The organism is Oleiagrimonas citrea (assembly GCF_012395255.1).
Lineage (GTDB): Bacteria > Pseudomonadota > Gammaproteobacteria > Xanthomonadales > Rhodanobacteraceae > Oleiagrimonas > Oleiagrimonas citrea.
On sequence record NZ_JAAZQD010000004.1, the window covers coordinates 1 to 25,767 of the forward strand.

General features: G+C 65.4%; 20 protein-coding genes and 1 rRNA gene. 12 read left to right on the plus strand and 9 right to left on the minus strand.

Going from position 1 to position 25,767, the window contains the following annotated elements:
- The 3 genes from rrf to glpK all read left to right on the plus strand — a co-directional run.
- Nucleotides 1-96: ribosomal RNA gene (rrf, locus tag HF690_RS09995) — 5S ribosomal RNA — on the plus strand; the annotation flags it as partial.
- Nucleotides 97-412: 316 nt separating this feature from the next.
- Nucleotides 413-1,930 (plus strand): glycerol-3-phosphate dehydrogenase, encoded by a 1,518-nt coding sequence (glpD, locus tag HF690_RS10000; protein WP_168609641.1) that lies wholly within the window; start codon nucleotides 413-415, stop codon nucleotides 1,928-1,930.
- Nucleotides 1,927-3,435 (plus strand): glycerol kinase GlpK, encoded by a 1,509-nt coding sequence (gene glpK / locus HF690_RS10005; protein WP_168609351.1) that lies wholly within the window; start codon nucleotides 1,927-1,929, stop codon nucleotides 3,433-3,435. Before glpD ends, glpK begins: the two co-directional genes overlap by 4 nt.
- A gap of 10 nt (nucleotides 3,436-3,445) precedes the next feature.
- On the opposite strand, the gene HF690_RS10010 is transcribed toward glpK, so the two are convergent.
- The gene (locus HF690_RS10010) at nucleotides 3,446-4,384 is read right to left on the minus strand and encodes a carbohydrate kinase family protein (RefSeq protein WP_113063957.1); all 939 of its coding nucleotides are present in this window, start codon (nucleotides 4,382-4,384) and stop codon (nucleotides 3,446-3,448) included.
- A 284-nt stretch (nucleotides 4,385-4,668) separates the two neighbouring features.
- Between HF690_RS10010 and HF690_RS10015 the strand changes: the two genes are divergently transcribed.
- From HF690_RS10015 to rodA, 5 genes are read left to right on the plus strand one after another with little or no spacing between them, the layout of a single operon-like run.
- Nucleotides 4,669-5,715 carry a rod shape-determining protein gene (locus tag HF690_RS10015; RefSeq protein ID WP_113063956.1) on the plus strand — a complete coding sequence of 349 codons (1,047 nt, stop codon included), beginning with the start codon at nucleotides 4,669-4,671 and terminating at the stop codon, nucleotides 5,713-5,715.
- A gap of 55 nt (nucleotides 5,716-5,770) precedes the next feature.
- Nucleotides 5,771-6,712, plus strand: a complete 942-nt coding sequence (mreC, locus tag HF690_RS10020; protein WP_168609352.1) for a rod shape-determining protein MreC — start codon at nucleotides 5,771-5,773, stop codon at nucleotides 6,710-6,712.
- Nucleotides 6,709-7,200: a rod shape-determining protein MreD gene (gene mreD, locus HF690_RS10025; protein WP_113063954.1), complete on the plus strand. Its 492-nt coding sequence runs from the start codon at nucleotides 6,709-6,711 to the stop codon at nucleotides 7,198-7,200. The genes mreC and mreD overlap by 4 nt, the downstream gene beginning before the upstream one ends.
- Nucleotides 7,201-7,246: 46 nt before the next feature.
- Complete coding sequence (mrdA, locus tag HF690_RS10030) at nucleotides 7,247-9,163, plus strand: penicillin-binding protein 2 (protein WP_168609353.1); 1,917 nt, start codon at nucleotides 7,247-7,249, stop codon at nucleotides 9,161-9,163.
- The gene (gene rodA / locus HF690_RS10035) at nucleotides 9,160-10,275 is read left to right on the plus strand and encodes a rod shape-determining protein RodA (protein WP_113063952.1); all 1,116 of its coding nucleotides are present in this window, start codon (nucleotides 9,160-9,162) and stop codon (nucleotides 10,273-10,275) included. The genes mrdA and rodA overlap by 4 nt, the downstream gene beginning before the upstream one ends.
- A 23-nt stretch (nucleotides 10,276-10,298) precedes the next feature.
- On the opposite strand, the gene HF690_RS10040 is transcribed toward rodA, so the two are convergent.
- The 7 genes from HF690_RS10040 to HF690_RS10070 all read right to left on the minus strand — a co-directional run bounded on the left by HF690_RS10040 (nucleotide 10,299) and on the right by HF690_RS10070 (nucleotide 17,048).
- Nucleotides 10,299-11,591 carry an MFS transporter gene (locus tag HF690_RS10040; protein ID WP_168609354.1) on the minus strand — a complete coding sequence of 431 codons (1,293 nt, stop codon included), beginning with the start codon at nucleotides 11,589-11,591 and terminating at the stop codon, nucleotides 10,299-10,301.
- 83 nt (nucleotides 11,592-11,674) lie between these two features.
- Nucleotides 11,675-12,754, minus strand: a complete 1,080-nt coding sequence (locus HF690_RS10045) for a glycerophosphodiester phosphodiesterase (protein ID WP_425495911.1) — start codon at nucleotides 12,752-12,754, stop codon at nucleotides 11,675-11,677.
- Between the two features lie 176 nt (nucleotides 12,755-12,930).
- Nucleotides 12,931-13,512, minus strand: coding sequence for a GNAT family N-acetyltransferase (locus HF690_RS10050; RefSeq protein WP_113063949.1), 582 nt, complete (start codon nucleotides 13,510-13,512; stop codon nucleotides 12,931-12,933).
- Nucleotides 13,509-13,991: a thioredoxin family protein gene (locus tag HF690_RS10055; protein ID WP_113063948.1), complete on the minus strand. Its 483-nt coding sequence runs from the start codon at nucleotides 13,989-13,991 to the stop codon at nucleotides 13,509-13,511. The genes HF690_RS10050 and HF690_RS10055 overlap by 4 nt, the downstream gene beginning before the upstream one ends.
- A 95-nt stretch (nucleotides 13,992-14,086) precedes the next feature.
- Entirely contained in the window at nucleotides 14,087-15,007 is a 921-nt protein-coding gene (gene grxD, locus HF690_RS10060) for a Grx4 family monothiol glutaredoxin (protein WP_168609355.1), read from the minus strand.
- A 114-nt stretch (nucleotides 15,008-15,121) separates the two neighbouring features.
- Complete coding sequence (locus tag HF690_RS10065) at nucleotides 15,122-15,757, minus strand: SGNH/GDSL hydrolase family protein (RefSeq protein ID WP_113063946.1); 636 nt, start codon at nucleotides 15,755-15,757, stop codon at nucleotides 15,122-15,124.
- 46 nt (nucleotides 15,758-15,803) lie between these two features.
- Nucleotides 15,804-17,048 carry an aminotransferase class I/II-fold pyridoxal phosphate-dependent enzyme gene (locus tag HF690_RS10070; RefSeq protein ID WP_338042902.1) on the minus strand — a complete coding sequence of 415 codons (1,245 nt, stop codon included), beginning with the start codon at nucleotides 17,046-17,048 and terminating at the stop codon, nucleotides 15,804-15,806.
- A 94-nt stretch (nucleotides 17,049-17,142) separates the two neighbouring features.
- Here HF690_RS10070 and rsgA point away from each other — a divergent pair, with 94 nt between their 5' ends.
- From rsgA to HF690_RS10090, 4 genes are all read left to right on the plus strand, one after another.
- Nucleotides 17,143-18,192: a ribosome small subunit-dependent GTPase A gene (rsgA, locus tag HF690_RS10075; RefSeq protein ID WP_168609356.1), complete on the plus strand. Its 1,050-nt coding sequence runs from the start codon at nucleotides 17,143-17,145 to the stop codon at nucleotides 18,190-18,192.
- A 266-nt stretch (nucleotides 18,193-18,458) separates the two neighbouring features.
- Nucleotides 18,459-20,756 carry an NADP-dependent malic enzyme gene (locus HF690_RS10080; protein WP_168609357.1) on the plus strand — a complete coding sequence of 766 codons (2,298 nt, stop codon included), beginning with the start codon at nucleotides 18,459-18,461 and terminating at the stop codon, nucleotides 20,754-20,756.
- Between the two features lie 158 nt (nucleotides 20,757-20,914).
- Nucleotides 20,915-23,620, plus strand: a complete 2,706-nt coding sequence (gene aceE, locus HF690_RS10085) for a pyruvate dehydrogenase (acetyl-transferring), homodimeric type (protein ID WP_168609358.1) — start codon at nucleotides 20,915-20,917, stop codon at nucleotides 23,618-23,620.
- A gap of 289 nt (nucleotides 23,621-23,909) precedes the next feature.
- Nucleotides 23,910-24,230: a hypothetical protein gene (locus HF690_RS10090; RefSeq protein WP_168609359.1), complete on the plus strand. Its 321-nt coding sequence runs from the start codon at nucleotides 23,910-23,912 to the stop codon at nucleotides 24,228-24,230.
- 252 nt (nucleotides 24,231-24,482) lie between these two features.
- Here the strand turns inward: HF690_RS10090 and HF690_RS10095 are convergent, their stop codons facing one another.
- Nucleotides 24,483-25,739, minus strand: a complete 1,257-nt coding sequence (locus HF690_RS10095) for an MFS transporter (RefSeq protein WP_168609360.1) — start codon at nucleotides 25,737-25,739, stop codon at nucleotides 24,483-24,485.
- Nucleotides 25,740-25,767 lie beyond the last annotated feature (28 nt).

The window sequence follows — 25,767 nt, forward strand, 5'->3', positions numbered from 1 at the left end:
TGGTCCCACCCGATCCCATCCCGAACTCGGCAGTGAAACGCACCCGCGCCAATGGTAGTGTGGCAGTTGCCATGCGAGAGTAGGTCACCGCCAGGGACCTCATACGAAAAGCCCCCGAGATGCCTCGGGGGCTTTTTTTATGCACCGCGTCCCGGCGTGCACCGAACGGAGCGCACCGCCCTGGCGATGCAACGCGCTGACGGATGCTGCAGCACTAGATGGGAACATACGTACTCGTTTGCCAACTCTTCGCGTCCAGGTGTATGCAGTGATGCCTCCGATTGGGGACTGCCTTCGGCTGACATCGGGTCATGCATGACGTTAGATGTCTTTCCCATGCGGCGTGCTAGCGTAAGGCTCCAGTCAGCCAACAGCACACGAACTGGAGGCCAGTGTGCACTACGACATCGACATGCTGATCGTCGGGGGCGGCGTCAATGGTGCAGGTATCGCACGAGATGCAGTCGGGCGCGGATTATCCGTGTTGTTGTGCGAACAGGATGATCTGGCCGCCCACACCTCCAGCGCCAGCACCAAGCTGATTCACGGTGGGCTGCGTTATCTGGAACAGTACGAGTTCCGATTGGTGGCCAAGGCGCTCGCCGAGCGCGAAGTGATTCTCCGTCTCGCACCACATATCACTTGGCCGCTATTGTTCGTGTTGCCGCACGAGTCGCATTTACGACCTGCCTGGATGATTCGACTTGGACTGCTTCTATACGACCATCTGGGGGCAGCTCATCGCACGCTGGCGGATTCGAAGGTGGTGGATTTGCGCGAGCATGTCAGTGGTGCCGGGTTGAAGAGTAGTTACCGCCGCGGCTTCGTTTATTCGGATGGCTGGGTGCAAGATGCGCGCCTGGTTGTCTTGAATGCAATGGATGCCGAGCGACGCGGTGCGAAGATTCTTGTGCGCACACGATGCATCTCCGCAAAAGTGGAAGACGGAAGATGGGTTGCCGTCCTGGAGCACTCGGGAGGTAAGCGGGAGGTCGTGAAGGCTCGCATGCTGGTGAACGCATGCGGTCCCTGGGCGGGAAGCTTCCTCGGTGAGGTGTTGGGAGAACAAGAACATCCGAACTTGCGGCTGGTGAAAGGCAGCCATATCGTCCTGCCGCGACTGTTCGAACACGATTACGCCTATCTATTTCAGCAACCGGATCGACGGATCGTTTTCGCGATTCCGTATGAAGCCGATTACACCCTGATCGGCACCACCGACGTGGATTACGAAGGAGACCCCGCCGCAGTACGCATCGACGACGAGGAAATGCGCTATTTGTGCGAAGCCGTCAATCGCTATTTCACGCAGCGCATACAACCGAGCGACGTGGTGTGGTCCTACAGTGGCGTGCGCCCGTTGCTGGACGAAGGCGGTAGCGCATCCTCCGTCAGCCGCGATTACCGCATCGATCTGGATACAACGTCGGGGGCCGCGCTGTTGAATGTGTTCGGCGGCAAGATCACTACATACCGCCGTCTGGCCGAAGATGCCGTGGATCGCCTTGTCGAGGAACTGGAATTGGATCGACCTGCCTGGACCGAAGACGGCGACCCGCTGCCTGGCGGTGATTTCGCCGATGCCGAACGGATGCTCGACACATGGTCGCGTCGTTGGCCATGGTTGCCGGCTTCGCTTGCGCATCGCTGGTTGCGTCATTACGGGACGTGTACGGAAACTTTGCTGGGCGAAGCCCGATGCATGCAGGATCTGGGTGCGCATTTCGGCGGAGATTTGTATCGCGCAGAGGTCGATTATCTGATCCGTAACGAGTGGGCCCGCAGGGCGGAGGACATTCTGTGGCGGCGCACCAAACTGGGACTTCGTGTCGACAAACCATCGATCGAGAAGCTGGAACGCTATATGCATGATGCCGTGCAGTCACTGGGCGTGGCCGACGAATCCAAAATCCAGGGAGCGGGGGCATGAGCAGAGAACGCGATCACATCGTGGCGATCGACCAGGGCACGACCAGCTCCAGGGTGATGGTGTTCGACGCCGAAGGGCGGGTCGTGGGCAAGGCGCAGCGTGAGTTCGAGCAGATTTTCCCGCGACCGGGCTGGGTCGAACACAAACCGCGCGAAATCCTCACAAGCGTTCTCGTGACCTTGACCGAGGCCATGCACAACGCGGAGGTGGATGCGTCGAGCGTGGCGGGAATCGGGATCACGAATCAACGCGAAACCACCGTTGTCTGGGATCGAAAGACTGGCGAACCGGTGCATAACGCGATTGTGTGGCAATCCCGGCATTCGGCCGAGTTGTGCCGACACATGCGTAATAGCGAGACCGAAAAGCTGGTGCGCGAACGTACCGGTTTGCTGATCGATGCCTATTTCTCGGCGACGAAGATCAAGTGGCTGTTCGCGAACGTCGAAGGCGTACGGGAACGCGCGCAGAAGGGCGAATTGCTGTTCGGCACGATCGACAGCTGGCTGGTCTGGAATCTGACCGGCGGCCAGGTGCATGTCACCGACATCACCAATGCCTCGCGAACGTTGCTCTACGACATTCATCGGCAGCGCTGGGACGACGATCTGCTGGAGCTCTTCGGCGTGCCGAAATCGATGCTGCCTGAAGTGCGCGGTTGCAGCGAGGAATACGGCCGGATCCAGGCGAAGCATTTCTTCGGTCACGATGTACCGATCTGCGGCATCGCCGGCGACCAGCAAGCGGCGTTGTTCGGTCAGGCATGCTTCGAGCCGGGCATGGCAAAGAACACCTACGGTACCGGCTGTTTTCTGCTGATGCATACTGGTGAAGAAGCGCGGATTTCGACACACGGTCTGCTGACCACGCCGGCATGGCGCATCGGCGATACAACGGAGTATGCGCTGGAAGGCAGCGTCTTCGTAGCGGGATCGGTGGTGCAGTGGTTGCGCGACGGCTTGCGCATGCTGGGCAAAGCGAGTGACTCCCAGGCCTACGCCGAACGCGCCGGCGACAACGACGGCGTCTACATGGTGCCGGCGTTCACCGGATTGGGAGCGCCGTATTGGCAGAGCGATGTGCGTGGGGCGATCTTCGGACTTTCGCGCGGCACGCAGAAAGAGCACTTCATCCGCGCCGCGCTGGAATCGATGGCTTATCAAACACGCGACGTGCTAGACGCGATGCAGCAGGATGCGGGCATCGAGCTGAAGGAATTGCGCGCCGACGGTGGCGCGATCGCGAATGATTTCACGGCCCAGTTCCAGGCCGACATACTGGACGTGCCGGTGATCCGTCCGAAAATCAACGAGACCACGGCACTGGGGGCTGCCTATCTGGCTGGGCTGGCCGCAGGCGTGTGGCGTGATCGCGAGGAGATCGCCAAGTTGTGGGCACTGGATCGATGCTTCACGCCGCAGATGAACTCCGTGCGGCGCGAGGCATTGTATTCAGGCTGGCAGAGGGCCGTCGAAGCGACCATGCAGTACCGCGTGGAAGACTGAGCGCGGGAAATCAGGCGTCGAGCGCGTAGCCGTATTGCTGCTGGAACTGCTCGGCGAAATGGGCGAAGTCGAAGCGCTGGTTCTGCGTGCCGGGATGCTCGACCTTCAGCGCACCCATCAGCGAGGCCACGCGGCCCACGGTCGGCCAGTCCATGTCGCGCATCAGCGCGAAGATCAGGCCTGCACGGTAGGCATCGCCGCAACCGGTCGGATCCGCCACCTTGTTGACCTTGGCCGGCGGGATCTCGTGCAGAACGCCGTCGGCGTAAATATGCGAACCCTTGGCGCCGCGCGTGACGATGTATCCCTTCACGCGCGCCGCGATGTCCTGCGGCGTCCAGCCGGTACGCTCCTGCAATACCTGCGACTCGTAGTCGTTGACGGTGACGAACTGCGCCATTTCGATCAGGTTGCGGAATTCCTGGCCGTTGAACAACGGCATGGCCTGGCCTGGGTCGAAGATGAACGGAACGCCGCGCTCGGCGAATTCCTTGGCGTGCTGAAGCATGGCTTCGCGCGAATCGGGCGCAACGATGCCGAACGTGGCCGCTGCCACGTCACGGACATGATTCTCGTTGGAGTGCATCATCGCGCCGGGATGGAACGCAGTGATCTGGTTGTCGTCGAGGTCGGTCGTGATGAACGCCTGCGCCGTGAACAGCTCGGGCAGTTCCTTGACCTGACTCAGATCGATGCCGCATGCGTCGAAATGCGTGCGGTAGGGCGCAAAGTCCTGGCCGACCGTCGCCATCGGGATCGGGTCCTCGCCCAGCAGCTTCAGGTTGTAGGCGATGTTGCCGGCGCAGCCTCCGAATTCGCGGCGCATGCCCGGGACCAGGAAGGCCACGTTGAGCATGTGCACCTTGTCCGGAAGGATGTGGTTCCTGAAGCGGTCCTCGAAGACCATGATGGTGTCGTAGGCCAGCGAGCCGCAGATCAAGGCAGACATGCGTGGTGCGTTCCCCGTGCGAAAAGGTGGACGGACGCGGGTCCATGGAGCCGCATCCGCACAAAACCTGGACATTTTATCGTCTACGAGCCGATCCGGCGACCCAGGATGCGTAAACCCGTGCGAAAGCCACGCGAGGGCGTTCATGCGCGAGATGCGAAATTGCGCGCATCTCTAGGCGAAACAAAGACTTTCTTAACGATTGTTTGCTTGCGCAGCCTGTCGGCGCTGACTAGACTGACCTGCTTATTTCCCCATCACACGCAAGGGCGGCGTGCAGCGCAATGTTCAAATGGTTTAGCGGGTTCTTCTCCAACGACATCTCCATCGATCTGGGCACGGCCAACACGCTCATCTACGTGCGTGGCGAGGGCATCGTGTTGAACGAACCCTCGGTTGTCGCCATTCGCCACGAGCACGGCTCGGGTGCACCGCGCCGCGTCGAGGCCGTCGGCAGCACCGCCAAGCGCATGCTCGGCCGCACGCCCGGTTCGATCACCACCATCCGTCCGATGAAGGATGGTGTGATCGCCGACTTCACCATGACCGAGGCGATGCTGCAGCACTTCATCAAGCAGGTGCACAAGTCGCGCATGCTGCGTCCCAGCCCGCGTGTGCTGGTGTGCGTGCCGTGCGGTTCGACCCAGGTCGAGCGCCGCGCCATCAAGGAATCGGCCGAGGGTGCCGGCGCCCGCGACGTGTTCCTGATCGAGGAGCCGATGGCGGCCGCGATCGGCGCCGGTATCCCGGTGCACGAAGCCCGCGGCTCGATGGTGCTCGACATCGGCGGCGGTACGTCGGAAGTGGCGGTGATGTCGCTCAACGGCGTCGTCTACTCGCAGTCTGTGCGCATCGGCGGCGACCGCTTCGACGAATCCATCATCAACTACGTGCGTCGCAACCACGGCACCCTGATCGGCGATTCCACCGCCGAGCGCATCAAGCTGGAGATCGGCTGCGCCTATCCGCAGGCCGAGGTCAAGGAGATCGAGATCTCCGGCCGCAATCTGGCCGAGGGCGTGCCGCGCATGTTCACCATCAACTCCAACGAAGTGCTGGAGGCGCTGCACGAGCCCATTTCCGGCATTGTCGCCGCGGTCAAGGCCGCGCTGGAGCAGACCCCGCCCGAGCTGTGCTCGGACGTCGCCGAGCGCGGCATCGTGTTGACCGGCGGCGGCGCGCTCCTGCGCGACCTGGATCGCCTGATCACCGAGGAGACCGGCCTGTACGTGCAGGTCGCCGACGATCCGTTGACCTGCGTCGCCCGTGGCGGCGGCAAGGCACTGGAGATGATCGACCAGCACGGCAGCGACTTCTTCACCGGCGAGTAATGGCAGGCAAACGGCGGATGCGTCAGCATGCGTATCGGACGCCGGCGGGAAGGGCATGACATTGACACGTGACGGGGGTTCGCTGTTTTCCGCCAACATGGCGGGAACCTTGCGATTGATCGTCTATCTGGCGATCGCCTCCGTGCTGATGGTGCTCGACCACCGCGGACACTGGATGGGCAAGGTGCGCTACGGCGCGGCCATTGTCGTGGAGCCGCTCTATCACCTGGCCGGATTGCCGGCATCCGGGTTCCGCGCCGCACGCGTGGCGTTTGCCGATCGCCGGAAGCTGACCGAGGAGAACAAGCAGTTGCGCGTCGACCTGCTTCTGGCCAACGCGCGACTGAATCACATGGCCGCGGTGTCGCGCCAGAACAAGCGCCTCAAGAAACTGCTGGATACGCGCCGGCAACTGGGCATGAACGTGCAACTGGCGCGAGTCATCGACATCGATCTGGGAGCCTTCAGCCATCGCCTGACCCTGAATACCGGCGCGCATCAGGGCGTGAAGGTGGGGCAGGTGGTGATCGATGCACACGGCATCATGGGACAGGTGACGCAGGTGCTGCCCGGGACCTGCACGGTGATGCTCATCACCGATCCTGATCACGCCATTCCTGTGACGGACACCCGTACCGGCTTGCGCACGGTGGCCCATGGATCGCATGAGTCCGGACAGCTTTCGCTGACCACGATCCCGGTGTCGGCGGATGTGCGCGTGGGCGACAAGCTGGTCAGTTCGGGTCTTGGCGGGCGTTTTCCGCCGGGCTTTCCGGTTGCCACGATCACGCATGTCGAGCCGCAGCTGTCAGGGATGTTCCTGACGGCACGTGCCAAACCGAGTGCGGACATGCAGCGTGCCGATGAGGTCCTGTTGCTGCGCGACTTGGCGCCGCCCGTCGGTCCCCCGGCCCCGGCCAGCGTCGACGGACCGCCCCGTGCACTCGCGCCGGATGCGGTCGGCTCGTCGTCGACTTCGGCTCGGAGGTCGCGATGAACCGGCAACGCGTTCGCGCCATCGTCTTCTGGAGCACGGTGGTGCTGTCTCTGCTGCTGATGCTGCTGCCCCTGCCGCAGAGCGTGATGGCGTTCAAGCCGTATTGGCCGGCACTGGTGCTGATCTACTGGGCGCTAGAATCCAATGACGTGGTCAGTCTGGGTGTGGCGTTCGCCATCGGTCTGGGCGCGGACGTGATCGACGGCATTCTGCTGGGTGAACAGGCGCTGCGGTTGACGGTGCTGGTGTTCATCGTGCTGCGTTTCCGTGCGCGGCTGCGCTTTTTTCCGATGTGGCAGCAGGCGCTGGCCGTGCTGGCGTTGCTGGCCAACGATCGCATCATCGATCTGATCCTGCGCAGCTTTGCCGGCTATCCCCTGCCGCCGCTGAGTTTTGCCGCGGCGCCGCTGGTCGGCGCAGTGGTGTGGCCGTTCCTGTTCCTGCTGCTCGACGACGTGCGCGCTCGTTTGCGCGCTCACGAGGCATGAGCGCGCACGCGGCATTCAGCGGGACGAGAATGGGAGCGCGTGATCGATGGCGCTGAAGCGGACTCGCATCAAGAACGAGCAGATCGAGGCGCATCTGTTCCGGGTGCGTGCGCTGACCGGTTTCGTGCTGGTGGCCCTTGCCCTGCTGGTGCTGGCCGGACGCTTCTTCTGGCTGCAGGTGGTGCAGCACGACGAATATGCGACGCGTTCGACGCAGAACCGTGTGCACCTGCGGCGTCTGCCGCCGCCGCGCGGTCTGATCTACGATCGCAACGGCGTGCTGCTGGCGGACAACGTGCCGGCATTCCGGCTCGATGTGGTGCCGGAACGCGTCAAGAACATGGACGACATGCTGCAGCAACTGGGCATGGTGGTTCATCTCAGCGACCAGGATCTGAAGGATTTTCACCGCAGCCTGAAACAGCATCGCGCGTTCCAGAGCGTGCCGCTGAAGCTGCGCCTGAACGAGGACGAGATCGACCGGTTCGCGGTCAATCGCTGGCGTTTCCCCGGCGTCGATGTGGTGCCATACCTGAGTCGCAACTATCCGCAGGGAGCGTTGTTCGCACATGTGGTCGGGCATGTCGGGCGCATCAATGCGGAAGAACTCAAGCACGTCGATCCAGATCGTTACGACGGCACCACGCACATCGGCAAGACCGGCATCGAACGCTATTACGAGAGCCAGCTGCACGGCGACCCGGGTTACGAAGTGGTCGAGGTCAATGCCGACCAGCGCGTGCAGCGCGTGCTGCAGACGCATCCGCCCGTACCGGGAGAGAGCCTGTATCTGAGCATCGATGCGCGTCTGCAGAAGGCCGCCTATGCGGCGTTCGACGGACAGGCCGGCGCCGCCGTGGCCATCGACCCGCGCAATGGGCAGGTCCTGGCGATGGTCAGCGTGCCCAGTTTCGATCCGAATCTTTTCGTGGGTGGCATCAGTCGCACCGATTATTCGCAATTGCTGAAAGACCCGGACAAGCCGCTGCTGGATCGCGCCATTCGCGGCGGGTATCCGCCGGGTTCGACGGTGAAGCCGTTCATCGGTCTGGGTGGTCTGGAGCTGGGCTTCCGCAAACCTTCCGATACGGTCATGTCGACCGGCGTGTTCTACATCCCGGGGCAGTCGCGCGGCTATCGCGACGATCAGCGCGGCGGAGTGGGCCGTACGGATCTGGTCTATGCCATCGAGCGCTCGGTGAACACCTATTTCTACAAGCTGGCGCTGGACATGGGCATCGACAAGCTAAGCAGCTGGATGGCGCAATTCGGTTTCGGCAAACCGACCGGCGTCGACCTTCCCGGCGAGGCGGCCGGGGTGCTGCCCTCGCGCGAGTGGAAGCGCATCCATCGCAATCAACCGTGGTATCCGGGCGAGACGGTCATTTCCGGCATCGGGCAAGGCTATTGGGTGGTCACGCCGATCCAGCTGGCCAATGCGCTGGCCACGTTGGCCGACGGCGGCGTTCCGCACCGTCCGCATCTGCTCGTGGCGACGCGAGCCGGTGTCGACGGCAAGCGCAAGCCGGTCAAGCCGCCGCCGCCCGGCAAGCCGATCGCACATGATCCGAACGACTGGAAAGTGGTGCGCAAGGGCATGATCGCAGTCGTTAATGCGGACAAGGGCACGGCGCACGGGTTGGGCGACGGATTCCCGTACATCATCGCGGGCAAGACCGGCACTGCCGAGCGCTACTCGCGGACGACCAAGGCCTACGAAGACCGGACCGACCTCAAGGCATTGGCGAAACGGCACCGCGCGTTGTTCGAGGGCTACACGCCGGCCAGTGATCCGCGCATCGCGGTGGCCGTGGTCGTCGAACGCGGGGCATGGGGCGGCAGTGTCGCGGCGCCGATCGCACGCAAGATCTTCGATGCGTGGCTGGCCGAGCAGCCACCGGGTTCGCTGCCGCCGCCGACAGTCGATCAAGCGACGAGCCATTCGCCGGGGGCATCGCGATGATGAACGCACTCGGCATGCGCTTGCGTCGCTTCGCGGTGCGGTTGTGGGAACACAAGCGTCTGGACTGGCCGCTGATGGGCGGATTGAGCGTACTGGCCTGCGCCGGTCTGATCACGCTCTACAGCGCTGGCGACGAGAATGTGCGACTGGTGATCAATCAGGCCTTGCGCTTTCTGCTCGGCGGTCTGCTTCTGCTGCTGATTTCGCGCATCTCGCCGCGCGATCTGCGCACATGGACGCCGTGGCTGTACAGCTTCTCGGTGCTGCTGTTGGTGATCGTCGCCATCGTTGGCGAGGGACGTGGCGCCTATCGCTGGCTGGACCTGGGCGTCGTGCGCTTCCAGCCGTCGGAGCTGCTCAAGCTGACCACGCCGATGATGGTGGCCTGGTATCTGCATCCGCGGCATCTGCCGCCATCATGGAAGCACACGCTCGGCGCGGCGGTCTTGATCGGCATTCCGGTGGGCCTCATTGCCGAACAGCCGGATCTGGGCACCGCGTTGCTGGTGGCCGCGGCCGGTGCCTTCGTCCTGTTCCTGTCGGGCATGGGCTGGAAGCGCATTCTTTCGCTGCTGGGACTGGCCGTGCTGGCGGCGCCGGTCGCCTGGCATTTCATGCATGATTACCAGCGGCAGCGCGTGCTGACGATGCTGAACCCCGAATCCGATCCGCTGGGTGCGGGCTGGCACATCATCCAGTCCAAGATCGCGGTCGGTTCCGGCGGTTTCTTCGGCAAGGGCTGGCAGCACGGCACCCAGTCGCATCTTGAGTTCCTGCCCGAGCACACCACCGATTTCGTGTTCGCGGTGTTCGGCGAGGAATTCGGTCTGTTCGGTGTGCTGCTGCTGCTGACGCTGTATCTGTTCATCGTCGGCCGCAGTCTGTGGATTGCCGCCGAGGCGCGGGAAACGTACTCGCGGCTGCTGGCCGGTTCGATCGCATTGAGCTTCTTCGTCTACGTGGTCGTCAATGGCGGCATGATCACCGGTCTGTTGCCGGTGGTAGGCGTGCCGTTGCCGCTCATCAGCTACGGCGGCACGTCGGCGGTGTCCTTGCTGGCGGGCTTCGGCGTGCTGATGTCGATTCATGCGCACAGAAAAATGCTCAAATGAGCATGCGCGGGTCGCGGGCGGATTCAGTCTTCGCCGTCCGTGACCGATGGAAGCTGCGCGCACAATAAGGCTCCGCAACCGCCCATCGCCGCCAGAACTGCCAATGCAGCGGACAGGGACCAGGAAGAAAGCGCGGCGATGCCGCCACCAACGATCAGCAGCAGGACGCCGATGGCCGAGTTGCTGACGGCGACGTAGTCGGTGCGCGTGTCGCCTTCGGCCATGTCGATGACGTAGGTCTTGCGGCCGGTGCGCACGGCCTGATGCGCCAGGGACAGCAGGAAATACATCAGCGGCATGAACCAGGCCGGACTGAGCAGCGCGCTGTAGCCGAACGCCAGGACTGCAAGCACGGCACCCAGCACGGAGGCCGCCAGTCCGCCAATGAGCATCACGTGGCGACTGGAGCGGTCGGCCAGGCGTCCCCATACCGGCCCGCCGAGCATCGAGGCGATGCCGTCGACGGTGACGAATACGGCCAGCAGGCGCAGGGTCTCGCCGCCGTGCCGGTGCGCCAGCATCACGTAGTACGGCGCCGAGAGGGCGGTGCACATGAGCAGCGCACGCGCGATGACGAAGCGCTGCAGGCGTCGGTCGCGGAAGAGCATGCGCAGGCGCGTGTCGGTATCGGTGCCGCCGTTTTCGGCTGCCGGTTCGCGCAGCCCCGCGAACAGCAGTGCGCCCACGACCCACATGAGCCCCGCGCCCGCGAGCACGAAGGCATAGTCGGGAGCCGGAAACTGTCCGGGTCCCAGCCAGGCGGCGGTGGCGCCGATGCCCAGCGTGGCCACGCCGGCGGTGCTGGCGGCCCAGCCGTTGGCGCGTCCCCGACGCCGCTTCGGCAGTGTGCGGCCCAGCACATCCTTGGAGGCCACCGACGACAGACTACGCGACAACGCGAACAGCGCCAGGAGGCCCAGCAGCACTAGTCCCGCGACGTAGCCGCGAAGCAGCAGCGCGCACAGCGCCATGCCGAACATGCAGCCGGCCTGCAGCAGCGCACCCAGGGTCCATACCCATTTGCGGTGCCGGAAGCGTTCGACGATGCCGGCCAGTCCGATCTGCACCAGCATGCTGCCGGATTCGCGCAGCGGCACCAGCAGCGCGGTCATCCAGCTGGCCACGCCCAGGCTTCCGGCGAGCCAGGTTAGCGTGGTCTTGGGATTGCTCAGCGCATCGCCGAGCTTGGTCAGAAAGTGGCTGCCGACGAACAGGAAGAAGTTGCGCGGTTCGTCTTCGTGCAGGGCGGCACCGTTACGCGGCGACGGGTCCGAATCGACGACAAGTTTGCGGTAGAGGCGTTCCAGGCTGGACATGCGGCGGCGGATTCCCGTGCGGCGCGGCGGGCCGCGGTATCCGTTCGATCATAGCGAATGTGTCCAGATGCGCCGTGAAAGCCTTATTGCGGTGAAGCGAAATCCTCCACCGCCGCACGTCCCGCGGCGGGGTCGTCCGTGAAGAAGGCGTCGATGCCGGCGGCCAGGAAGACGCGGATTTGCGCGATAAGCCCGGCCGTGTGTGTGGCGTTCGGATCGTTGCCCCGCTGGAATTCCCGGGCCAGATAGCGGTTTTCCGGGCGGAATGTGTAGGGATGGACTTCCAGGCCGGCCGCGTGGGCGCGATGCACCAGTCCGGTCGGGGTGCCAAGGGTGTTTTCGTTCGTGCGCGGGATGATCGCCTCGAGCGGCGGGCCGATGGCGTCGGCGTAGCGGGCCACGTCGCGCAGTCCCTCGGGCTTCATCATCTGCGCGTAGGCCAGCGTGCCGCCGGAAGCGGCCACATCGTAGGGGCGTCGGTCCGGCGTGTCGATCAACTGCAGAAGGCGCATGTTGGGGTGCTGCCGATGGGCGTCGGCACCGCCGAGTTTCTCGTGCAGGAATTTCAGGTTCGCGGTCTCGAACGATTGGATCTCGACCGGTGCGGTGCGTGTATAGGCATGGGCACCGAGCGTCGTCAGCACGGCCGTTTCCATCGGCAGGCCGCGTTCGCGGAAATAGGTGCTGTGTTTGATCTCGGGGATGAGACCGATGACGCGTCCGCGTATGGCAGATTCGGCGGCGGTGAAATCGATGATTTCGTCGAAGGTGAGGATCTGGAAGCGGCCATCGTGGGCGGTGCCGCGCAAGGCGGGGAGACGCTCGCGGGCGCGCAGGGTCTTCAGTTCGGCCAGTGTGAAGTCCTCGGTGAACCAGCCACTCACTTCGTGTCCGTCGATGCGCTTGGTCGTCTTGCGGTCGGCGAATTCAGGGTGGTTGGCTACATCGGTGGTGCCGCCGATCTCGTTTTCATGACGCGACACCAGTACGCCGTCGCGGGTCATGACCAGATCCGGTTCGATGAAATCGGCACCGTCGTCGATGGCCCGCGCATACGAGGCCAGCGTGTGTTCGGGATAAAACGCCGGTGCGCCGCGGTGGCCGATGACCTGCACGCGCGGAGCGAGCGGCTTTTCATGTGGTGGCATTGCGCGAGCAGGCATGATGGCGCATCCGAGCAGGAGAAGGCCGGGCCAGCATAAACGCTTCATGGAGCGCACTCCCAGTGGGCGGAACACCGGGGCGCGGCGTCCTGTTCCAGGCAGGATGCTGCGCCCATGTTTCCATTCCAAGGCAGAGTCTGTGGCGTGCCGCGACACAATGCGCGGCGGATGAGCACTCAGCCAGTGGCCCGGTCGGATGACAGCAGGCCGTAGAGGTCGGAGTCGGTGATGCGGCCGTTGACGTCCCAGCGCTCGCGCAGGCGGCCTTCGTGAACGAATCCCTGGCGTTCGAGCGCGCGGCGCGAAGCGGCGTTGGCGGGGTCGATGTCGGCCTCAATGCGGCGCAGTTTCATGTCATCGAAGGCGTAGGCGATCAGGGCCGTGAGGGCCTCGTGCATCAGCCCTTGTCCCCAGTGTTCGGGATGCAGGCCGTAACCGATCTCGGCGCGACGGGATTCGGTGTGAAGGTGGAACAGGATGCAGGTGCCGATGACGCGGTGTGTTTCGCGGTGCTCGAGCACGAGTGTCAGCGCGTCGCCGCGCGTGTTTCCAGCTTCGGCGTGGTCCAGCCATGCGCGCGCCTGTGCGGGTTCGGTCCATGGCGGATGGATGCCGTACCGGGTGACATCGGGGCGCGCATAGATCGCCAGAAGGTCATCCAGATCCCGATCCGTCGGCGTGCGCAGAAGCAGGCGCGGCGTGTCCAGCCGCACCTGCGCGAAGACGATCGATCCGGTCGAGTCCGGGGCCGGACTCATTCGGAAGTGTGGGCCTGCTTGATCTCCGACAGACGCTGTTCGAAGAAGTCGTACACGCCCTGATCGCTCATGTGGCGGGCGTTGGCCAGCTCGCCGGCGCGAGTTGCGTACAGCACCTTGCCTTGTGGCGAGACGATGACCGCAGCCGGAATGCCTTTCTTGATCGGGTCGCCGAAACGCTTGTCGATGTCGAGATTGCGGTCGAAGTTGCCGACGTCCACTTTCACGATGTTGAAGTTGGCGTGCATCAGCGTGGCGTTCTTGCCGGTCTTGATGGCCTTGGCCAACGCGCGGCAGTCCGGGCACCAGTTGGCGCCGAAGAACACCAGTACGGGCTTGTCGTTCTTCTGCGCGGTCTGAAGGGCGTGGTGCACCTCGGCCTTGGCGTCGGCCTTGGGGTTGTAGGGCATCGCGGTGGCGGCCATCGCGCCGGTCGCGACCAGGGCCGCGAGCGCGACCAGGGAAAGCAGGCGTTTCATCGGGTTCTCCAGCGGGGACAACGAAACAAGGCCGGCGCAATGTCCGGCCTTGCTCGATCCTACCGCGCCAGGCGCGGTGTTGCAGGTGCCGATGTTCAGTAGCGCGGCACGCTGTCGTCGATCTCTTGCGACCAGGCGTCGATGCCGCCGGCGACGTTGTGCACCTGGGTGAAGCCGTGCGCGGCGAAATGCTCGGCGACGCCGCGGCTGGACACGCCGTGATGGCACAGGAACGCCATCGGCGTGTCCTTGGGCAGGTTGGCGAAGGCGGCCTCGCCTTCCTCTTCCAGCGATCGCGCGCCCGGGAACGGTGCCAGCGCGCGCTGATCGGCGGGGCGCACGTCGACGACGGTGATGTCGCCGGCGTCGACGCGGGTCTTCAGTTCGGCGACGCTCAGGTCGTGCACTTCGGCCGCGCCGGGGAAGCGCAGGCTCAGGCCCGCGCCCTGCATGGTCTCGACCCAGTCGATGACAATGCCCTTGGCGCGCTGCGCGCTGCCCGGGTCGAGATGGATCTCGATGCCGTTGGCGACGCTGACGATGTCGTGGTCGCCGGCCGGGGCCAGCTGGAAGCCGGCGCTGTGGTCGGCGCCGATGTTCAGGTGCAGGGCCATGCCCTGGGCGTTGCCGATGCCGTCGCGGATAGCTTCGGCGGCCTTGTCGGTCACCGTGATTTCGGGTGGTGTGCGGTCCGGGACCTCGGCGCCGAACAACGCGTGCAGCTGTCCGGAGGCGTACATCTGGCGCACGATGTCCGAGCCGCCGACCAGTTCGCCCTCGACGTAGAGCTGCGGAATCGTCGGCCAGTCGCCGAAGACCTTGATGCCCTCGCGGATGTCCTGGTCTTCCAGCACGTTGACCGTATGGAAGTCGTCCAGAATGTCGCTGAGCGCGCCGACCGCGGCGGCGGAGAAGCCGCACATGGGCTGGTGGCGGTCGCCCTTCATGAACAGCACCACGCGGTGCGTGTCGAGCAGCGACTGGATGCGTTCGCGGGTGGCGGTATCAAGGGACATGGCGGGGTTCCGTGGTAGGTGGAGCGGGGCCGGGCATGATAACGCGGATTGACCCGCAGCCCGATCTCCTCCGAAGTCGAATACCCGCTGGTGTCGGGGCGTTCGCGCCGATTTTCAACCCCGCCGCTGGCGCAGCAGGGTGCGCGCCAGGGGCAGCAGGCGCTGGTTCCAGAGCGTGTATTGCGCGGCGGAGGGGTGCAGCCCGTCGTCGGTCAGCATCTCGGCATCGTCGCCGCAGGCGCGGGACAGGGCGGTGACGTCGGCCCAGTGCGCACCGGCGCGCAGGGTCTCGTCCCGGCCGACGGCGTTGTAGATGTCGATTTCGCGGGCGATGGCGGCAGCATCGCGTCCCTGTTCTCGGGCGAAGCGGGTCACGCCCCAGTCGGGGATCGACGTCACCATCACCTGACGCGGACGGTCGCCCGCCAGATGCACCGCGCGTGCCAGCAGTTCGGCGAATTCCTCGCGGTAGTTGCCGACGTCGCGGCCACGGTATTGGTTGTTCACGCCGATGCCGAGGCTGACCAGATCATAGGGCGGCTGCAGGCTGACCGCGCGCATGCCGGCGGCCAACTCGTCGGTGGTCCAACCGGTGACGGCGATGATCTGCGGATCGTCCATGCGCAGGCCTTCGCGGCGCAGGGCGTTCACGACTTGCTGCGGCCAGCGGTCGTGCGCGCAGACACCTTCGCCGATGGTGTAGGAGTCACCGAGGGCGAGATAGCGGCAGGCTTCGGAAGCATCGATCATGCGCACCAGCCTACGCGATTCCGGACGCGGGCGGGTGAACGCGCGCTCAGGCCGAGGCGCGTGCGGGACGTGCCGTGGTCTCGCTCATGCGTTCGAGCACGCGCTCGATGCGCACAAAGACGTCGCGCAGCGTGTCCGGTTCCGGCAGCAGGGTCAGACGCAGGTGGCGGCTGGCTTCGACATTGAAGCTGGAGCCGGGGGCGAGCAGTACGCCTTCCTCTTCCAGCAGACGCAGCGCAAAGTCGCTGTCGTCGAATGTGGGCAGGGTCTCGGCGCGCACGGCGGGGAAGGCGTACAGCGCGCCGCGCGGGGCGACCAGTTCCAGATGGCGGCTGGCGGCGACGCCGTCCAGCACGGCCTGGCGCGCGGCGTGCAGGCGGCCGCCAGGCTGCAGCAGCGGGCCGATGGTATTGGGTCCTTCCAGCGCGGCGCGCACGGCCCACTGCGCGGGGACGTTGGCGCACAGGCGCAGCGCGGACAGCAACTGCAGCGCGTCGCGCAGTTCGGCGGTGCGCGCGCGATCGCCGGACAGGCTCATCCAGCCGATGCGGAAGCCGCAGGCACGGTGCACCTTGGACAGCCCGGAGAAGCTCAGGCACGGCACGTCGCCAGCCAGCGGTGCCAGCGGTTCGAAGGCCGCGCCGTCGTACACGATGTCGTCGTAGATCTCGTCGCTGAGCAGCAGCAGATCATGTCGGGCCGCCAGGGCGACGATACGTTCGAGCAGCGCGCGCGGGTATACCGCGCCGGTCGGGTTGTTGGGGTTGATCAGCACGATGGCGCGGGTGCGCGGCGTGATCAGGCGTTCCATCTCCTCGGGATCGGGCAGATGGCCGTTGGCCGCGAGGCAGCGGTAGTAGCGCGGGCGACCGCCGTTGAGCACGGTTGAGGCGCTCCACAGCGGATAGTCCGGGCTGGGCAGCAGCACTTCGTCGCCGGGACCGAGCAGGGCGCGCAGGCTGATGTCGATCAGCTCGCTGACGCCGTTGCCGATGAACACACGATCGGCGTCGACGTCCGCCACGCCGCGCGCATGCTGGCGCGCGACGACGGCGTCACGAGCCTCGTCGATACCCTGTTCCTGGCAGTACCCATCGCTGTGCGCCAGGTGGGCGGGAATGGCGTCGACCAGATGTGCCGGGGCGCGGAAGCCGAAGCGCCCCGGGTTGCCGATGTTCAGGTGCACGATCGGCGCGCCGGCCGCTTCCATCTCGCGCGCGCGGCGGGCCAGGGCGCCACGGATCTCGTAGCGGACTTCGGCGAGGCGGGCGCTGGGTGCGATCGGCGTCACGGCGGGGCTTCACGAGTGGATTTGCCCGCATGCTAACAGCGCTTCGTGAGCAAGTGGGGCCGCGATGCGGCGCTTCGCAGGGCATAATCGTGTCATGAGTTCCGGTTCCGACATCGAGGCGCTGCGCCGCATTGGCTGGCGCGACGGCGATTCTGCCGCGCGCGTCGCCCGCGTGGTGGCGCAGCATCGCGCCGGCTATGAGGTGCACGATGGGCATGCGGTGATTGCCGCGCAGCCCGACGGACGCTTCCTGAAGCGCCGCATCGATCCTGCGGAGCGTCCGGCCGTCGGCGATTTCGTAGTGCTGGACGAGGCCGAGCCACCGACCATCGAACGCATTCTTCCGCGCCGCTCGACGCTGACCCGCGCCGCCGCCGGCGAACGCTACGCGCGCCAGATCATCGCCACCAACATCGACTACGTGCTGGTGCTGACCGGTCTCGATGGCGACTTCAATCCGCGCCGCATCGAACGCTATCTGCTGCTGATCGAGGGTTCCGGCGCGCAGCCGGTGGTACTGCTGACCAAGGCCGACCGGACCGAGGACGTGGAAGCCAAGTGCGCCGCGTTGCGCGAGCGACTGCCCGACGCCACGCCGGTGCACGCCATCAACGCACGTGACCCCGCCACCATCGAACAGCTGTCCGGCTACCTCAGGCCCGGCGACACGGTGGTGCTGGTCGGCTCCTCCGGCGCTGGCAAGTCGACCCTGACCAACACGCTGCTGGGCGAGTCGCGCATGGCCACCGGTGCGGTGCGCGCCAGCGACAGTCGCGGTCGGCACACCACCACGCATCGCGCGCTGTTGCCACTGCCCGGCGGCGCCTGCCTGATCGACACCCCGGGCATGCGCGAGTTGAAGCTGACCGGCGAGGAATCGCTGGACCTGTTCGCCGACATCGAGGAACTGGCGCTGCGCTGCCGCTTCGCCGACTGCGCGCACGAAACCGAACCCGGCTGCGCGGTGCAGGCGGCCATCGCATCCGGCGAGCTGGACGCGGAGCGCTGGCGCAACTACGTCAAGCTCAAGACCGAGCGCGAGGAGCAGGCGGCGACGCTGGAAGCGCGCCTCAAGCAGCAGGGCCGGGCCAAGACGCCGGGTCGCCGTTCCGGTCAGCGGGGCCGGGGTCGGGACGAAGTCTGACCACCGAAAAGCGTCGGGCCGGTTGGCGCCGTGAATCGGTGCCTGTGTCGGCGACCCTTCGGGCATCGGCAAGACACGTCGAGGCGTTCTTGACACCCATGGGGCATGGGGGCGGTTATGTCGGGGACGTTGTGGGTGACTACCATGTTGCCGTGGCAAGTGTGGCGCCGCGTGCATCCATGCGTTGCCGCGTGAGGGACAGGTGGCTAGCATGGGCGCTTCCGGTCCTCCATGGCCATGGCTCCCGCCGTCAGAGTCCACTCTTCATGTCCAGCATTTCCAAGGAACTCGCGCAGGCCGCGCTCGAGTATCACCGTCTTCCCACGCCCGGCAAGATCAAGGTCACGCCGACCACGTCGCTGATCAACCAGCGCGAGCTGGCGCTGGCCTATTCGCCCGGCGTGGCGGCGGCCTGCGAGGCCATTGTCGATGATCCCCAGGAAGCCGCCGAGCTGACCGCGCGCGCCAATCTGGTGGCGGTGATCTCCAACGGCACCGCGGTGCTGGGGCTGGGCAACATCGGGCCGCTGGCCGGCAAGCCAGTGATGGAAGGCAAGGGCGTGCTGTTCCAGAAGTTCGCCGGCATCGACGTGTTCGACATCGAGCTGGACGAGACCGATCCGGACAAGCTGGTCGACATCATTGCCTCGATGGAACCGACCTTCGGCGGCATCAACCTCGAGGACATCAAGGCGCCCGAGTGCTTCATCGTCGAGAAGAAGCTGCGCGAGCGCATGAACATCCCGGTGTTCCACGACGACCAGCACGGCACGGCGATCATCGTCGGCGCGGCGGTCATCAATGCGCTGCACGTGACCGGCAAGAAGATCGAGGACGTGAAACTGGCCACGGCTGGCGCCGGCGCGGCCGGCATCGCCTGCCTGGACATGCTGGTGTCGCTGGGTTTGAAGCCGGAGAACATCCTGGCGGTCGATCGCGACGGCGTGCTGTACACCGGTCGCGACAACATGGACCCGGACAAGCAGCGTTATGCCCGCGACACCGACAAGCGTTCGCTGGGCGAGATCATCGAGGGCATGGATATCTTCCTGGGCCTGTCCGCCGGCGGCGTGCTGAAGCCAGAGATGGTCCAGAGCATGGCCGACAAGCCGATCATCCTGGCGCTGGCCAATCCGTATCCGGAAATTCTGCCTGAAGAGGCGAAGAAGGTCCGTCCCGACTGCATCATCGCGACCGGCCGCTCGGACTATCCGAACCAGGTCAACAACGCGTTGTGCTTCCCGTACATCTTCCGTGGCGCGCTGGATGTCGGTGCCACGGTCATCAACGAGGCCATGAAGGTGGCCTGCGTACACGCCATTGCCGAGTTGGCACGTCGCGAGGCGTCGGACGTCTCGGCGCGTGCCTACGGCGGCCAGGTACCGCATTTCGGTCCGGACTACCTGATTCCGCAGCCTTTCGATCCGCGCCTGCTGGTGCAACTGCCGCCGGCAGTGGCCAAGGCCGCCATGGAGTCCGGTGTGGCCGCGCGGCCGATCGAGGACATGGAGGCCTACTGCGACAAGCTGTCGAACGTGGTCTTCCGCACCGGCCTGACCATGAAGCCGGTGTTCGACCGCGCCAAGGCCGACCTCAAGCGCGTGGCTTTCGCCGAGGGCGAGGAAGACACCATTCTGCGCGCGGCGCAGACCATCGTCGACGAAGGGCTGGCACGGCCGATCCTGATCGGCCGCCCGGACGTCATCGAACAGCGCATCGAGCGCGCCGGCCTGCGCCTGAAGGTCGATCGCGACTTCGAGCTGTGCAACATCCACTCCGATCCGCGTTTCGACGACTACTGGCAGCATTACCATCTCCTGATGGAGCGTCGTGGCGTGACGCCGGCCCACGCCAAGGCCGTGGTGCGTTCGCGCGGCATTGCCATCGCGTCCCTGATGGTCGAGCGCGGCGACGCCGACGCCATGATCGGCGGCCTGGTCGGGCACTTCCACCGCAAGCTCCGCTACATCACCGACATCATCGGTCTGGATGAGGGCGCGCAGGGCGCTTCGGCGATGTCGGCGGTCTCCACCGACAAGGGCGTGTTCTTCTTCCTGGACACCTATGTCGAGGAAAATCCGAGCGCCGAGCAGATTGCCGAATCCACGCTGATGGCGGCGATGCGTCTGAAGATGTTCGGCATCACGCCACGCATCGCGCTGCTGTCGCATTCCAACTTCGGCAGCCGCGAGACCGCCAACACCTGCAAGATGCGTCGTGCGCTGGAACTGATCCGTTCGCGCGCGCCGCGACTGGAGGTCGAGGGCGAGATGCAGGCCGATGTGGCGCTGGACCCGGAGATCCGCACGCGCCTGTTCCCCAATTCCAACCTCACGGACAAGGCCAACATGTTCGTGTTCCCCAACCTGGATGCGGCCAACATCGCCTACAACATGACCCGGCACATGTCCGACGGCGTGACCATCGGTCCGATTCTGATGGGCGTGGCCAAACCCGCGCACCTGCTGACACCGCAGGCGACGGTGCGGCGCGTGGTCAACATGACGGCGATCGCCTGCGTCGAGGCGCAGATTCGCGCCGAAATGGCCCGCGGAGAGGGCTGAAACAGCGGCGAACGTCGTTTAAACGGCCGTGACATTGGCGCATTTCGCCGTGAGCGGTAAACTTGATGGACTCGCCGCGCGATTCATGCGCGCGGCCTTCCCCCTGTTCGACATGAGCGGGCGCCCGATCCCCACGGACGCGCCGCGGAGGAAAACCGATGGATCAACTGCAGGACATCCTCGACCAGGATCTCGACCCCACCGAGACCCGGGAATGGATCGATTCGCTCAGCGCGGTCATCAATGCCGACGGCCCGGAACGCGCGCACTTCCTGCTCGACCGCATGGTCGACGCCACGCGCCGCGCCGGCGGGTACCTGCCGTTCGACCCGACCACCGAATACGTCAACACCATTCCGCCGCACATGGAGGCCAAGAGCCCCGGTGACGCGGCGCTGGAATGGCGCATCCGCTCGCTGATTCGCTGGAACGCGATGGCGATGGTGGTGCGTGCCAACCGCAAACCGGGCAGCCTGGGTGGCCACATCGCCAGCTTCGCCTCCTCGGCGACCCTGTACGACGTCGGCTTCAACCACTTCTGGCGCGCGCCCAGCGAAGACCATCCGGGCGATCTGATCTTCTACCAGGGCCATTCCAGCCCGGGCATCTACGCGCGCTCGTTCCTGGAAGGGCGCTTCAGCGCCGAGCAGATGGACCTGTTCCGCATGGAAGTGGCCGGCAAGGGCAAGGGGTTGTCCTCGTATCCGCATCCGTGGCTGATGCCGGACTACTGGCAGGTGCCGACGGTGTCGATGGGTCTCGGCCCGATCCAGGCCATCTACCAGGCGCAGTTCTGGAAGTACCTGGAGCACCGTGGCCTGATGCCGAAGACCGATCGCAAGATCTGGTGCTTCATGGGCGACGGCGAGTGCGACGAGCCGGAGTCCCTGGGCGCGATCGCGCTGGCCGGCCGCGAGAAGCTGGACAACCTGGTCTTCGTCATCAACTGCAACCTGCAGCGCCTGGACGGCCCGGTGCGCGGCAACGGCAAGATCATCCAGGAGCTGGAAGGCGGCTTCCGCGGTTCCGGCTGGAACGTGCTGAAGCTGGTCTGGGGCAGCTACTGGGATCCGCTCCTGGCGCGCGACGACAAGGGCGTGCTGCGCAAGCTGATGATGGAAACGCTGGACGGCGAGTACCAGGCCTGCAAGGCCTTCGGCGGCGCCTACACGCGCGAGCATTTCTTCGGCAAGTACCCTGAGACCAAGGCCATGGTCGCCAACCTGTCCGACGAGGACGTGTGGCGCCTGAACCGCGGTGGCCACGACCCGCACAAGGTGTATGCGGCCTATCATGCCGCCTCCAACACCGAGGGCATGCCGACCGTGATCCTGGCCAAGACGGTCAAGGGCTACGGCATGGGTGAGGCCGGCGAGTCGCAGAACCCGACCCATCAGCAGAAGAAGCTGGACGCCGACGCGGTGCGCCATTTCCGCGATCGCTTCAATATTCCGGTGCCGGACGATCAGCTGGACGACGTGCCGTACTACCACCCGGGCGAGGACTCGGAGGAAGTGCAGTACATGCGCGAGCGCCGCAAGGCGCTGGGCGGCGCGCTGCCGCAGCGTCGCAGCAAGTCCAGCAAGACCTTCAAGGCGCCGGACCTGGACTTCTACAAGCAGATCACCAAGGGCAGCGGCGATCGCGAGATCTCCACCACCATGTCGCTGGTGCGCGGCATGAACCTGCTGCTGCGCGACAAGGAGATCGGCCCCCGCGTGGTGCCCATCGTCTCCGACGAGGCGCGTACCTTCGGCATGGAAGGCATGTTCCGGCAAATCGGCATCTATGCGCCGTTCGGCCAGAAGTACCGCCCGCAGGACGCCGATCAGCTGCTGTACTACCGCGAGGACATCAAGGGCCAGGTGCTGCAGGAAGGCATCTCCGAGGCCGGTGGCATGAGCGCCTGGATGGCGGCGGCGACGAGCTATTCGACCAGCGATCAGCCGATGCTGCCGTTCTTCATCTACTACTCGATGTTCGGCTTCCAGCGCATCGGCGATCTGGCCTGGGCGGCGGGCGACATGCGTTCGCGCGGCTTCCTGATTGGCGGTACCGCCGGCCGCACCACGCTGAACGGCGAGGGCCTGCAGCACGAGGACGGTCATTCGCACCTGCTGGCCGGGGCCATTCCCAACTGCAAGGCGTACGACCCGACCTTCTCCTACGAGGTGGCGATCATCCTGCAGGACGGCGTGCGTCGCATGCTGGCCGAGCAGGTGGACGAGTACTACTACCTCACGGTCATGAACGAGAACTACACCCATCCGGACATGCCCGAGGGCTGCGAGGAAGGCGTGCTCAAGGGCATGTACCTGCTGCAGGAGGCCGACAAGCCCAAGGGCAAGTCCAAGAGCGTGCCGCGCGTGCAGCTGCTGGGGTCGGGCACCATCCTGCGCGAGGCCATGGCGGCGGCCGAACTGCTGAAGGACGACTTCGGCGTCGAGGCCGACATCTGGTCGTGCACCAGCTTCAGCGAGCTGCGTCGCGACGGTTTCGATGCCGAGCGCTGGAACCGCCTGCACCCGGAAGCCAAGAAGCCGCGCGAGGCCTATGTCACGCAGTGCCTGAAGGATCGTGCCGGTCCGGTCATCGCGGCCACCGACTACGTCCGCGAGTACGCCGACCAGATCCGCGCCTTCATGCCGGACGGCAAGCACTACACCGTGCTCGGCACCGATGGCTACGGTCGCAGCGACACCCGCGAGCACCTGCGCAGCTTCTTCGAGGTCGACCGCTACTGGATCGCCCACGCGGCCCTGGCCGCGCTGGCGCGCGAGGGCGCGGTCAATGCCAAGGACGTGGCGCGGGCCATCAAGCAGTACAAGCTCGATGCCGACAAGCCGAACCCGCTGTCGGTGTAACGGTTCCGAAAAAAGTAAACCCTATGCTGACCCGGCAAGCCTTCGGCGAGCCGGGTCTTTTTTTGCGCGAAGAACGTGGTGTCGGACTTCGCCTACACGCGAAGGCGCGATCATCCGGCAGACGCCGCGCCGCCAAATCGCGACACTGGTTCCGTTCCGGCGCTTTTTGGCTTGGATGAGCTGACCGTAGGTCCACCCACAGGATGTTGGGAAGTGTCGGAACAAGGCAAACCGGCGAGCCGGCGGCACGGACGCCCGCCGGCCCACCCATGCTCGGACGGTGGATGGCATGACCCAGCGAATCGTCTACAAGATCATCTGCCAGGACGGCGTCTGGTCCGTGTCGCAGGGCGACGAGTTCGTCGGGGCGTTCATGCTCTGCGAGAGTGCGGTGAAGTTCGCCGGCCTGGTCGCGCAGCGCAACTACGAATCCGACGGCCGACCCGCAGCGGTATGCCTGGATGACGGCGAGGAAATCGTCGACATCATTCTCCACGGGGAACAGGACCCGGCCGCGCAAGCATTGGCTTGGCTGCGTCGTGTCAGTGCCTTGCGCAAGGGACGCGAGAGCGGCGCCCGCAACGATATGCACCTGTCGCGCAGCGCCTGAGCGTTCGCGCATTCGAATTCCCGTACACGCAGGTATCTTGCCTTCCCTGCAATCCGCTTGGGTGCAGCGGCGGCCTCGTCATGGCCATCGTCACTTATCGTGCATAAGGGACATAATCTGGTCATACGGGCGCGCGGAAGAGCGGTGTTCGACTCGCTCAGCCGGGCGTCCGCGTCACCAGCCGTCGGTTTCAGCGTCCTGCGGGCGCTTCCGGCCATGCACCGCGCATGCGTGCGATGTACAGGCGAGGCGTCAGGGCGATGCGGGAGGCTGTTCTTCCGCAGGATTCTCCAGGGTCTGGCGTCGACGCAGCACCGGGAACATCCACATCCACAGACCGACCACGACCAGCGTGCCCAGGCCGCCCACCAGCGCCGAGCCGACCGCGCCGATCCACGCCGCGATCATGCCCGACTCGAATTCGCCGAGCTGGTTGGAGGTGTTGATGAAGATCGAGTTGACGGCGCTGACACGGCCGCGCATTTCATCCGGAGTGTCCAGCTGTACCAGTGCGCCGCGGATGACCATGCTGACCATGTCGAACGCGCCCAGAGCGGCCAGCGCCAGCAGTGACAGCCACAGCACGTGCGAGAGCGCGAACACCACGGTGGCCACGCCGAAGCCGGCCACCGAGGCGAACATGATCATGCCCACGCGGCGTTGCATCGTGCGCCGCGCCAGCCACACCGACATGAGCAGCGCGCCGACCGCCGGCGCGGCGCGCAGCAGGCCCAGTCCCCAGGGGCCGGTGTGCAGAATGTCGCGGGCGAAGATCGGCAGCAGCGCCGTCGCACCGCCCAGCAGCACGGCGAACAGGTCGAGCGAGATCACACCCAGAATCGCCGGTCGCGCGCGGATGAAGCTGACGCCCGCAAACACGGTCTTCAGCGTCGCCGGCTCGCGGCGCGGCGGGCGGTGGTCGTAGCGCAGGCGCGCCAGCAGCACGATCGAGACCAGGTACAGCATCGCGGCCGTGGCGTACACAGCATCCGGGCCGGCGACGTAGAGAAAGCCACCCGCGGCCGGACCGGCGATCATCGCCACCTGCATCGCCGAAGCGTTCATCGCCATCGCGCGTGGCAGCACGGAGGCGGGCACGAGTCCGGGCACCATGGCCTGCCGGGTCGGAAATTCCACCGCGCGCGCCAGGCCGATGACGAACAGCAGCGTCAGAATGCCGGTTTCGCTCAGCCAGCCTTGCCAGCTGCCCAGCGCCAGCGCGGCGATGGCGATCCATTCCAGTGCCTGGCAGGTCACCACGATCCGACGACGATTGAACTGGTCGGCGATGTGTCCGGCCGGCAGCGCCAGCAGCAGTGAGGGCACGAACTGCACCAGGCCGACCAGGCCTAGGTCGAAGGCGTTGCCGGTCAGCGCATAGATCTGCCAGCCAACGGCGACCGACAGCATCTGGAAGCCGAAGCCGGAGGCCATGCGTGCGATCCAGAAATGCACGAATGCGGGGTAGGCGCGAAGCGGCGCGGCATTCGCGGGGGCGTCATGGGCCATGCGTTGAGGCTTTGTACAGGGAAGAAGA